The organism is Pseudonocardia sp. (genome assembly GCF_050250275.1).
In the GTDB taxonomy this organism is placed as follows: Bacteria; Actinomycetota; Actinomycetes; order Mycobacteriales; family Pseudonocardiaceae; genus Pseudonocardia.
In genome coordinates this window covers 1-11,035 of record NZ_JBFWOY010000065.1, presented here as the reverse complement: position 1 = coordinate 11,035, position 11,035 = coordinate 1, and the positions used below count along the sequence as shown (strand labels likewise).

General features: G+C 73.9%; 11 protein-coding genes and 1 pseudogene. 6 read left to right on the top strand and 6 right to left on the bottom strand.

The window, feature by feature from the left end:
- Nucleotides 1–127 (top strand): annotated as a pseudogene (locus AB7F12_RS31380) (IS630 family transposase); the annotation flags it as partial.
- On the opposite strand, the gene AB7F12_RS31375 reads toward AB7F12_RS31380, so the two are convergent.
- Nucleotides 124–1,500 (bottom strand): M14 family zinc carboxypeptidase, encoded by a 1,377-nt coding sequence (locus tag AB7F12_RS31375; RefSeq protein WP_428501494.1) that lies wholly within the window; start codon nt 1,498–1,500, stop codon nt 124–126. The pseudogene AB7F12_RS31380 and the gene AB7F12_RS31375 sit on opposite strands and share 4 nt — an antisense overlap.
- A gap of 227 nt (nt 1,501–1,727) precedes the next feature.
- Complete coding sequence (locus AB7F12_RS31370; RefSeq protein ID WP_428501493.1) at nt 1,728–2,942, bottom strand: alcohol dehydrogenase catalytic domain-containing protein; 1,215 nt, start codon at nt 2,940–2,942, stop codon at nt 1,728–1,730.
- Nucleotides 2,943–3,046: 104 nt separating this feature from the next.
- Here AB7F12_RS31370 and AB7F12_RS31365 point away from each other — a divergent pair, with 104 nt between their 5' ends.
- Both AB7F12_RS31365 and AB7F12_RS31360 read left to right on the top strand, forming a co-directional pair.
- Complete coding sequence (locus tag AB7F12_RS31365) at nt 3,047–4,129, top strand: NAD-dependent epimerase/dehydratase family protein (RefSeq protein WP_428501492.1); 1,083 nt, start codon at nt 3,047–3,049, stop codon at nt 4,127–4,129.
- Between the two features lie 190 nt (nt 4,130–4,319).
- Entirely contained in the window at nt 4,320–5,216 is an 897-nt protein-coding gene (locus AB7F12_RS31360) for an SDR family oxidoreductase (protein ID WP_428501491.1), read from the top strand.
- 18 nt (nt 5,217–5,234) lie between these two features.
- Here the strand turns inward: AB7F12_RS31360 and AB7F12_RS31355 are convergent, their stop codons facing one another.
- The gene (locus AB7F12_RS31355; RefSeq protein ID WP_428501490.1) at nt 5,235–5,780 is read right to left on the bottom strand and encodes an ANTAR domain-containing protein; all 546 of its coding nucleotides are present in this window, start codon (nt 5,778–5,780) and stop codon (nt 5,235–5,237) included.
- On the opposite strand from AB7F12_RS31355, the gene AB7F12_RS31350 reads away from it, so the two are divergent.
- The gene (locus tag AB7F12_RS31350; RefSeq protein ID WP_428501489.1) at nt 5,724–6,023 is read left to right on the top strand and encodes a DUF1360 domain-containing protein; all 300 of its coding nucleotides are present in this window, start codon (nt 5,724–5,726) and stop codon (nt 6,021–6,023) included. The two genes, AB7F12_RS31355 and AB7F12_RS31350, sit on opposite strands and share 57 nt — an antisense overlap.
- A gap of 84 nt (nt 6,024–6,107) precedes the next feature.
- On the opposite strand, the gene AB7F12_RS31345 is transcribed toward AB7F12_RS31350, so the two are convergent.
- Both AB7F12_RS31345 and AB7F12_RS31340 read right to left on the bottom strand, forming a co-directional pair.
- Entirely contained in the window at nt 6,108–6,290 is a 183-nt protein-coding gene (locus tag AB7F12_RS31345) for a hypothetical protein (RefSeq protein WP_428501488.1), read from the bottom strand.
- A gap of 234 nt (nt 6,291–6,524) precedes the next feature.
- On the bottom strand, nt 6,525–6,950 hold the full coding sequence (locus AB7F12_RS31340) for a hypothetical protein (RefSeq protein WP_428501487.1): 426 nt from the start codon (nt 6,948–6,950) through the stop codon (nt 6,525–6,527).
- 479 nt (nt 6,951–7,429) lie between these two features.
- On the opposite strand from AB7F12_RS31340, the gene AB7F12_RS31335 reads away from it, so the two are divergent.
- Nucleotides 7,430–8,701: a PP2C family protein-serine/threonine phosphatase gene (locus AB7F12_RS31335; RefSeq protein WP_428501486.1), complete on the top strand. Its 1,272-nt coding sequence runs from the start codon at nt 7,430–7,432 to the stop codon at nt 8,699–8,701.
- 9 nt (nt 8,702–8,710) lie between these two features.
- Here AB7F12_RS31335 and AB7F12_RS31330 read toward each other — a convergent pair whose 3' ends face one another.
- Nucleotides 8,711–10,042 carry a serine/threonine-protein kinase gene (locus AB7F12_RS31330; RefSeq protein WP_428501485.1) on the bottom strand — a complete coding sequence of 444 codons (1,332 nt, stop codon included), beginning with the start codon at nt 10,040–10,042 and terminating at the stop codon, nt 8,711–8,713.
- A 332-nt stretch (nt 10,043–10,374) separates the two neighbouring features.
- Between AB7F12_RS31330 and AB7F12_RS31325 the strand changes: the two genes are divergently transcribed.
- Nucleotides 10,375–11,035 (top strand): YihY/virulence factor BrkB family protein (locus AB7F12_RS31325; protein WP_428518065.1); only part of this gene is annotated, 661 nt, incomplete at its 3' end.

Here is an 11,035-nt window from a genome sequence, read left to right as displayed (position 1 = left end):
CGACATCCGAGCCTGGATCGCGACCTGGAACGACAATCCCCGCCCCTACGTCTGGACCAAGACCGCTGACGACATCCTCGCCAGCATCGCCCGATACTGCACCAAGATTAACGACTCACGACACTAGAGCTCGTCGAGGAGGCCCTGGGCGAGCTCGACGACCTGCTGCAACGCCTCCCGCTGCGTCCCCACCGCGTCGGGGCCCAGGATCTCCGGCGCCACCTGGAACTCCCCCAGCCTCCGCAGCATCTCGTACAGCCGCGGGTCCGGGGGCTTCACGAACACCGGGCGCCCGTTCACCCACACCCAGCCCGGCCCGCCGTCGATGATGCCGCTGAGGATTCGGAAGTCCGGGGTGAAGACCGGCGGCTCCTGCACCTGCGCGTGGACGACGGGCCGGCGCGCCTGCAGGCACAGCGCCACCATCCCGGCGCTGACGTCGGCGATGATCTCCCGCATCTCGTCGTCGGGCGGCTGCGCGTCGTCGACACCGAACTCGATGGCCAGCCCGTACACGCAGGACGCGTCGGGGTTCACGAGGTGCCGGGAGTAGGCGTAGTCGATCGTGTCCCCCGACATCGGGTTGTACCGGCCCGCACCGGGCGTCGGACGGTTGAAGAGCTGGACACCCACGTACTGCCCGCCACGGACCCCGTTGACCGCGCCGACGACCGCCGCGACCGCCTCGCTCATCCGGCTCTCGTCCTGCGGGTCGATGTACTCGCCGTACCGGGTCACGTCGGGGGTCCCGCGCACGCCGTCGAAAGCCGGGTTGAAGAAGGTCATCTCGGGCCGCGACGACTGGTTCGGCGCGTCACCCCAGCTGCGCATGACCTGACCGCCGGTGCAGTGGATGTCGAGCATCCACGCGATGTTCGGGTGGTCGTCGAGCAGCGAGACGATGTTCCTGGTCTCCGCCTCCGAGTTCGGCCCGATCCCCTGGTAGTGGTCGCTGAGCGGGGCGAGGCTGCCCATCGTGGGTGCGTCGGTCACCGACGGGTCGAACGCCCGCTCGATGTCGAACAGGAAGTCGAAGTTGCGGTTGATGTCGGCGCCGATCCGCGGGTCCGTGTCCGACAGCGGCCTGCGGTTCTTGCGCCAGTCCTTGTCCGCCGGCGTCGCCTGGCTGTAGGCGCGGCCGTCGGGGTTGACGCAGCCGACGACGAACACGTCGCACAGCTCGATGATCGACGCGATGTCGTCGGGGGTGAACACGGTCGCGCCGTAGGTCAGGCCCGTCCCCGTCTCCCATGCCCGCAGCAGGTCCGCGGCGAAGCTCAGCGCGGTGTCCGACCCGCCCCACTCGTTGGCGTGCACGTTCGCGAGGAACAGGACGCCCGCCCGGATCCCGCCGTCGCCGTGCGCACCGATGCGCAGTGCCGTGACCGTCCGCTGCTCGAACGTGGGCTCCCGCAGCGCGATGTGGCGGGTCACGCTCGGGTAGCGCGCCCTCAGGTCGCTCAGGCCGGACTCGATCTGCTCGACGGTGAGGTAGGGCATGGGGACTGGTTCGTCCGAGGCACCCCGGGCGTTATCGGTTCGTGCTCGCGTGCGCAGCGATATGCAGCGCCGTCCAGCAGTTCGGGCAGAAGTACTGCCCGACGTCGTCGACAGGCCGCCTTTCCGCCGTCCTGCTCCCTGCGGGGGACCTGGAGCCACCGAGATCCGGCCTTGCCGCCCCGGGGCCCACGCGGCCGACGCGGGCGGCCACCCGCCGCGGCCAGCGGTCACCCGAGGTGCGCACCTGGGGTGAGCAGGGTCTTCACCATCCCGTCGCCCTTCTCCTGGAACGTCGCGTACGCGTCCGGGGCGGACTCCAGCGGAAGGTGGTGCGTCGCGAAACCGTCGACACCCAACGGATCACCGTCGAGGAGCAACGGCAGGATGTCGCCCACCCACCGGTGCACATTGGCCTGCCCCATCCGCAGCTGGATCTGCTTGTCGAACATCGTCAGCATCGGCATCGGATCGGCCATCCCGCCGTAGACGCCCGACAGCGAGATCGTCCCGCCGCGGCGCACGATGTCGATCGCGCTGTGCAGGGCACCGAGGCGGTCCGTGCCGGCGGTCGTCATGAGCTTGGCGGCGAGCGCGTCCGGGAGCATCCCGGTGACCTGCTGGGCGACCTTGCCCCCGGGCGAGCCGTGCGCCTCCATGCCGACGGCGTCGATCACCGCGTCGGCGCCGCGGCCGCCGGTGAGGTCGCGGACGACATCGCCGAGCTCCTGCCCGTCCTTCCCCGAGCCGACACCGTTCAGGTCGACGACGGTGGTGCCCCGGGCCGCGGCCCGCTCCAGCCGTTCGGGGACGAGATCGACGCCGATGACCTGCTCGGCGCCGAGGTGGCGCGCGACGCGGGTGCACATGTCACCGATCGGCCCCAGCCCGAGGACCACGAGCGAACCGCCGGGTGCGACGTCGGCGTACCGCACCGCCTGCCACGAGGTGGGCAGCACGTCGGACAGGTAGACGAACCGGTCGTCGGCGGGGCCGTCGGGCACCTTGACCGGCAGCGCGTTGCCGAACGGGACGCGCAGGTACTCCGCCTGCCCGCCCGGGACCTGGCCGTAGAGCTTGGTGTAGCCGAACAGCGAGGCGCCGCTGCCGTACTCGCGGACCTGCGTCGTCTCGCACTGCGAGTACAACCCCTTGCCGCACATCCAGCAGGTGCCGCAGGAGACGTTGAACGGGATGACGACGCGGTCGCCGACGGCGAGGTTCGTGACCTGCGGCCCGACCTCGACGACGCGGCCCATCGGTTCGTGGCCGAGGATGTCGCCCTCGTCGAGGAACGGTCCGAGGACCTCGTAGAGGTGCAGGTCCGATCCGCAGATCCCGGTCGAGGTGATCTGCACGATCACGTCGTCGGGTGCCTCGATCGTGGGGTCGGGAACGGTGTCGACGCGGACGTCGCGCTTGCCGTGCCAGGTCACCGCGCGCATGGGGCTCCTCCGGGGGTCGGGAAAACGTGCGATCGTCGCCGCCCTACCCCAGGTCGTTGCGGGCAAACAGGTTTGACCGGCGTGTGGCCGGTCATCCGGCCGTCATGCGTGTCGTCGTGACCGGTGCCACCGGCAACCTGGGTTCGGGCGTACTGCGGGCGTTGTCCCGCGACGTCGCCGTCGACTCCGTCGTGGGTGTGTCCCGCCGGCCGCCGTCGGAACCGGACCCCGGCGCCGGGGTGCAGGACGTCGAGTGGGTGCGCGCCGACGTCGCCTCCGACGACCTCACCGAGGTGCTACGCGGCGCCGACGCGCTCGTGCACCTCGCGTGGTTGTTCCAGCCGACGCACGACCCCGTCCTGACGTGGCGGGTCAACGTGCTGGGCTCGCTCGCGGTGTTCGGTGCCGCAGCCGCGGCCGGGGTGCCGACGGTCGTGTACTCCTCGTCGGTCGGCGCGTACTCGGCCCGCCCCGACGAGACCGGAACGGGTCCCGACCACCCCGTCGACGAGAGCTGGCCCACCCACGGCTGGCCCGGCGCCGCCTACACCCGGGAGAAGGCCTACCTGGAACGGGTACTCGACGGGTGGGAGACCACGCACCCGCAGACCCGAGTGGTCCGGCTCCGACCCGCGTTCGTCTTCCGCCGGGAGGCCGCGGTCGAGCAGCGGCGGCTCTTCGCGGGCCCCTTCGTACCGCAGAGCCTGCTGCGGCCGGGCCGGATCCCGGTGCTCCCCGACATCCCGGGCCTGCGGTTCCAGGCCGTGCACTCCGACGACGTCGGCGAGGCGGTACGGCTGGCCGTCACGGGTACCGCGCGAGGCGCGTTCAACCTCGCCGCCGACCCGGTCGTCGACATGCGCGCGCTGGCCGACCTGCTGCGTGCCCGGCTCGTCGCGGTGCCGCGGGCGGTCGCCCGCGCGGCACTCGCCGCGGCGTGGCACCTGCATCTCGTCCCCGCCACACCGGGCCTGTTCGACGCCGTGGCCCGGTTACCGGTCATGGACACCGGCCGGGCCCGCGCCGAGCTCGGCTGGACGCCGCGACAGACAGCCACCGAGGCGCTGTCGTCGCTGTTCGCCGGGATGACACGACCCACCGGCGGCCCCACGCCGGCGCTGGACAGGGCCGCCGGCGGGCCCGCCCGCCTCGGGGAGATCGCATCCGGGGTCGGTGAGAGACCCTGACCCGGCCCCCCCTCGCCCTGTCCGCCCGGACCCCGGACGTCGGTCCTCCCCGCCCCGGCACGAACCTCGGCACGTGCGGGGTTGAACCTCGCGCAGCGGGGAACGCGAACGGTGTCGGCCGCGGCCGCGGGTTCGCCGGGAGCCCCGCGGCCGCGGCCGGCCTCCCCCGCACCCGATCACCGGAGAACCCGTGAGCAAGGACCAGTTCACCCCCGCCGACCCCACCGAACGCTTCGCCGTGCCGGGCAGCGGGGACACCCCGGTGCCCTGGCCCGGGCGCACCGACGAGATGGACGTCGTCCCCGACCACGGGGAGCAGAGCTACCGCGGCACCGAGCGCCTCGTCGACCGCAAGGTCGTCCTCACCGGCGGCGACTCCGGGATCGGCCGTGCCGTGGCGATCGCGTTCGCTCGCGAGGGCGCCGACGTGCTGCTCACCCACCTGCCCGCGGAGGTCGACGACGCGGCCGAGACGGCCCGTTGGGTCCGGGACGCCGGGCGCGAGGCGATCACGGTCGAGGCCGACCTGCGCGAGGAGCAACCGTGCGCGGACGTGATCGCCCGCGCGGTCGACGAGTTCGGCCGCATCGACGTCCTGGTCAGCAACGCCGCCTACCAGATGTCGCAGGACGAGGGCCTGCTCGGGATCACGACGGAGCAGTTCGACCGCGTCATGCGCACCAACGTCTACGCGCTGTTCTGGCTCGCCCGGGCCGCCGTGCCCCACATGCCGCCGGGCTCGTCGATCATCACGACGTCGTCGGTACAGGGGTTCTCCCCCTCACCGCACCTGCTCGACTACGCGACGTCGAAAGCCGCGATCGTCAACTTCACCAAGGGGCTGGGCCACGACCTGGTCGAGCGCGGGATCCGCGCCAACTCGGTGGCGCCGGGACCGGTCTGGACACCGCTCATCCCGGCCACGATGGGCGCGGACAAGCTCGACTCGTTCGGCGCGCAGGCCCCGATGGGCCGGGCCGCGCAGCCCGCCGAGCTCGCCCCGTTCTACGTGTTCCTGGCCTCGCAGGAGTCGTCGTACATGACCTCGGAGGTGCTCGGCGTGACCGGCGGCAGCCCCATCACCTGACCGGCGGGCCCGTCGGCGTCAGAGCTCTCCGTGCCGGCTGGTGACCGTCCGGGCGACCTCGGAGAGCTTGACGTTCATCCGCTGCGACACCGACCTCAGGATGTCGAACGCCGCGTCCTCGTCGATGCCCTCGCGCTCCATGAGAATCCCCTTGGCCTGGCCGATCAGGTCACGGTTGCGCAGGGCCTCCCGGAGGTTCCGGTTCTCCCATTCCGCGGCCTCGGCGTCGTCGTAGGCGTGCAGCACGACGGCTGCGTGCGCCGCCAGCACCACCGCGGCGTACTGGTCGGCGTCGTCGAGCGCCCCGCGGTCGTACGCGAAGAAGTTGAGTGCCCCGGTGCGCGGCGGTGCGTCCGCGTGGGCGAACAGGTCCACGGCCAGGGCGCTGTGCACGCCCTCCAGGACCGCCGCCGGACCCCATCGGCTCACGAGCGGGTCCGCCCCGAGGTCGGAGGACGCGAACATGCCGACGCCGTCCCGGCGGCTCGCCAACACGCACGGCCCCTCGTGCAGCAGGTACTGCAGCTCGTCGAGTCGCTGGGCGAGCGGCTGGGTCCGCGCCATCGTCACGAACGTCCCGTCGTCACGACGGAGGCTGAGTGTCGCGGACAATCGGCAAGGACGCCGTCCACGACATGCGCGCAGCCGGGCGGGCCTGCCGAGCCGATGGAGGACACCGGCACCGACGGCCCGGCGCGGCACGCCCTCGGTGAGCTGCTCACCTGCCCGTTCTGCCGGGACATGTGGATCGCAACGGGCCTGACGATCGGGGCTGGTTGTGCGCTCCGCGGCCCACCCTGCTGCTGATCGCGACCTTCTCCGCCGTGGCCACCGCGACTTCGCGCAGCTGGCCTACGCGGCGGCGCAGCGGGCCGCGGAGGAGTAGCCGCGTCAGTCGGGCGGCTCGTCCGCTCCCTTCCCCGGCGGCGGTTCGACGCCGTCGGGGGCACGGCCGCCCAGGACCTTCTCCTCGAGGCGGTCGACGGTCTCCTCTGTCTCGCTGGGCCCCCGCGGGTCCGTGGGCACGTCCGCGTCGTCGCGGGCCCGGTCGGTGTGGTCGGGGTCGTCGGCCATCACGGCCACCTTCCTGGTGTCTCGGCGTCGTCCGTGTTCGGTGTCCCTGTTCGCCTACCCGCCGCACCGGGCCGCACACGCACGACCGGGCGCTCGGGCGGCCACGGACGGGTGGACGGGGCGACCGCCGCTGCCCACCCGGCGGCGTCGTCCGGCCCCGCCGCCGACAGCTCGTCACCGCCCATGCGGGGCGCAGCGACGTCACCGCAGGACTCTCACGGAACGAGCCCGGCCTCAGCCCCGGCGGGGCGCCCCGAGCCGCAGCGCCAGTGCCGCGCTGTTGAGCGCTGCCCAGCCGAGGGCGACGCCGACCGCCTTGCGCCGGGCGTCGGCCGGCAGGTCGGAGAGCCCGAACACGACGGCGTCGCCCAGGTCCGACCCGATCCGCATCGCGGACGCGACGACGCCCGCGTGGCCGGTCGCCGCCACCATCGCGACGCCCGACGCGAGGTCCCGGACCCCGACAGCCCGCGCGAGCGTGTCGGTCGCCGGTGAGGTCCCCATCCGCAACGGCCGCGCGAGTACGGACGGGCGGGCCAGCGTCGCGGCCGCGTACGTCGCCGTCGCCGCCCCGAGGAAGCGGGCGGTGAGGTCGCCGATCCGGCTGCGGTCGGCGGCGCGGCCGTCGCTGAACCAGCCTCGGACGCCGGTGGCGCTCACGCCGGCACCGCGCCGGCAGCCGTCCCCGGTACGTGCCCGACAGCCACGTTCGCGTCGCTCGACATCGGTCGGTCCCCTACCCTCACGGTGGTCGCGGGCACGGTCCGCCCCCGCGTCTGCGCTCGATGACCCGGAGCCGCCGCGACGAATCCTGCGGCGAGCACCGTCACGCGGTGCCCGCGAAGGCGGCACGTCGCGTCGGCTGCTCACCGCGCCGCCCGCCCCGCCGACGCCCCTCGACGCACCCGGAGGCACCGGCGGCCCGAACCCTGGTCCGACACGGGCCCGGTCAAGGCCTGTGCTGGTCACGGACCTGCCCGGCTCGTCACGGACCTGCCCGATCCATGCCGTGTCAAAACATCGCGGATCGCAGTCACGCCGCCGCCCGGCGCCGAGACTGGGCTAGGGTTCCTACGACCCGGACCGGTTGAGTTTGCAGCCTCTCCGTCAGCTCCTGCCTGCGGAAGGACCCGGAACCAATGGTCGACGACGCCGGCGCGCCGACGGTCGCGCACCCGCGGAGATCCGCGGGCGCACCGCCGGACGTGCTGCGGGGCGCGACGCAGGTCGCGCACCCCGGCCTCGGCGACGCCCTGACCGCGCTCATCGAACGTGCTCTCGAGCTGCTGCGGGCCGACACCGCTGCGGTACTGCTCACCGACCCGTCCGGCCGCTCCCTGGTCGCGTCGGCGGCCCGGGGCATCGCCGGCGAGGTCCAGCAGGGCGTCCGCGTCCCCATCGGGCAAGGGTTCGCCGGAACGGTCGCGGCGCAGCGGCGCGTCATCGCCGTCGAGCACGTCGACGCCGACACCGTACTCAACCCGCTGCTGCGCGACGCCGGGATCCGGTCGCTGCTCGGCGCCCCGCTGGTGATCGACGGCGAGGTCATCGGCGTCCTGCACGTCGGCAGCCTCACCACCCGCCGCTTCCGCGACGTCGACCACGAGATGCTGCAGCTCGTCGCCGACCGGGCCGCGCTGGCGCTGCAGGCCGAGCTGGCCCGCACCCAACGCAACGCGGCGGCGGTCCTGCAGAACTGGATGCTGCCCGAGCAGCCCACGCCCGTGCCCGACCTCGACGTCGGGGCCCGCTACGTCGCCGGCGACCAGCTCGGCATCGTCGGCGGCGACTGGTACGACGTCCTGGAGATGCCCTCGGGCGGGGTCCTGATGGTGGTCGGCGACGTCCTTGGGCACGGCCTGCGTGCCGCGCAGACGATGACGCAGCTGCGGACCGTGCTGCGCACCCACGCGCTGACGGTCGACGGCCCGGCGCAGCTGCTCGACCTGCTCGACCGCTATGCCCGCACCTACCACCCGGGGGTCATGGCCACCGTGTGGTGCGCGGTGCTCTCCCCCGACCACGAGCGGCTCGACATGTCGTCGGCCGGGCACCCCGTCCCGCTGCTCGCCCCTCCCGGCCGGGCACCCAGCGCGGTGGCGGTCCCGCCGGACCTGCCGGTGGGCGTGAGCGCACCGGGGCTCACCCGCCGGGTCACGTCGGTGGAGTTCCCCGCGGGCGCGCTGGTCTGCGCCTACAGCGACGGGCTCGTCGAACGCCGGGGCCTCGACCCCGACATCGGGCTGCACAACCTGACCGTCGCTCTGCGCAACGCCATCCGCCCCGACGGGACGCACGGCGACGAAGCCCCGAGCGTCGAGACGATCTGCGCCGGGATCATGGCCACGGTCGTCGGCGATACCCCTGTCGGCGACGACGTCGCCCTGCTGGTGGCCCGCCGCCGGCCGTAGCCCGGCGGGTCACTGCTCGTCCTGGTCCCCACCGTTGCCGTTGCCGATCCCGCGGCCGTTGCCGACCCCGCGGCCGTTACCCTGCCCGCCGTTCCCGCCGCCGTTGTCGCTGCGGCCGGTCCGGGCGTCCTCGCGGTCGGCGGACCGTGCGGCCGTGCCCGTGGCCGACGTCGTCGACTCCCGGCCCTCCCGGCCACCGGATCGGTCCGTGTCGCGGCCACCGCGGTCGGCGCCGGTCGCCGGCGCGGTGGTGACGGCGGGCGCGGGCTCCGCACGCACTGTGCGGGCGAGATCGGCGACCGGCCCCACCGCACGATCACGGACCCCCACGCCCGCCGGCACCGGGTCCGCGACCGCAGCGCCCACCTCGGCCGGCTCGGTCGGCACCGGGGGCGCGCCGGCGGTGGCGTCCACGGGCTCCCCCGGCAGCCGGAACACACCGAGCGCCACGACGGCGATCGCGACCGCCATCGCCAGCACGGCGACCGCGCGGCGCAGCGGCAGCGCATGCGCCGGGGCATCGTCCGCGACGAGCCGGGTCGCGACCTCGGCGGCGGTGGGCCTGCGCTCCGGCTCGTCCTCGGTCATCGCCGTCAGCAGGTCCCGCAGCGGGGCGGGCAGCGACGTCGGCACCCGCGGGCGGCGGTGCAGCCGGGCGACGGCCGACTCCACCAGCCCGCCCGGGTACTCCCGCAGCCCGGTCAGCATCTCCAGCAGGACCAGACCCAGCGCGTACACGTCGGCGGCGGGGCCCACCCGCACCCCGCGCACCTGCTCGGGAGCCATGTAGGCCGGCGTCCCGACGACGACACCCGTCTCGGTCATCTGCGTCGCCGCCACGATCCGCGACACCCCGAAGTCGGTCAGGAACGGCAGACCCGCCTCGTCGAGCAGGATGTTCGCCGGCTTGACGTCGCGGTGCACGATGCCGCGGGCATGCACGTGGGCCAGCGTCGACGCGAGCCGGGCACCGAGCCCGACCGCGGTGTCGACGCCCATCTCGCCGTCGTGCAGCGCGACCTGCAGCGTCCGGCCCTCGACGAACCGCGTGACGAGGTAGGGGTGGTGGCTGTCCACACCGGCGTCGACGATCTGCGCGAGGCCGGGGTGGCGCAGCTCGCGCAGCATCCGCACCTCGGCCGCGAACCGGGCCGCGGTGGCCGGGTCGGCCGTCGAGTGCAGGACCTTCACGGCAACCGTGTCGCCGGTGCGGCGGTCGGTCGCCCGGTAGACGCTCGCGGACCCGCCGACCCCGACGAGCTCACCGGGCCGGTACGCGGGTGGCAGCACGGGGTGTCCCGGCGGACCCCCCAGAGCGGTCCCGTCGACCATGGTGGTCATCGCGTCGAGTCTCCGTCCGACGTCGCAGTGGCTCGGTGTCGCCCTTGGCCATTGCCCCGCTGCGGCGCCGTCGAAACCCACTGCGTCCAGCCGGACCCCTGCGTGCGCGGCGGCGGCCTCGAGTCCGTCGTCCTCGGCGGCGACGACGAGGTGGTAGCCGCGGCGAGCCCGCGGGCCAGTTCGCGGCCGATCCCCGACGTCGCTCCGGTCACCAGGGCGAGTGGTCGTTGCCGGATGGTGGTCGCCTCGGTGATGGGCGGCGGCTACCCGCCCGCCGCGGACGTACCCGCGAGCAGGGTTCGACCGTGCCGGCGCCGGCTATGCGCCCCTCCGTGACGACTCCACGACCCAGCGGTGACGACACGCGCGCCGACCCGGCCCGCGGCGACGGCTCCCGCGGCAACCGCCCCGGCGGCAACGGCATCCGTGGCGGCGGCTCCGTGCCCGGCCGGCAGGCACACACGCCCGCGCAGATCCCGCCGGCCGGCTGGTGGCAGGTGACGCGACGGGCGTTCGCCGAGGCCAAGGCCGACAACGTCCCGATTCTCGCGGGCGGCGTCGCCTACTTCGCGTTCCTCGCCCTCTTCCCGGCCCTCATCGCCGCCCTCACGCTCTACGGGCTCGTGGCCGACCCCGCACAGGTCACCGCGCAGGTCGAGCAGCTCGCCGCCGCCCTGCCCGCCGCCGCGCGGCCGATCATCGTCGACCAGCTCCGGTCGGTGACCGCCGCCGGCACGAGGGCACTGGGTGTCGGGCTGGTGATCTCGGTGCTCGCCGCTCTGTGGAGCGCGTCGGCGGGGACGATGAACCTCATCAGGGCGACGAATCTCGCCTACGACGAGGAGGAGTCCCGCGGCTTCCTCAAGCTCCGCGGCACCGCGCTGCTGCTGACGCTGGGCGCCGTGGTGTTCGTGCTCGTCGCGGTGGCGCTGGTCGCGGCGATGCCGGCGCTGTTCGACGCGCTCGGCCTCAGCGGCGTCGGGCTCGTCCTCG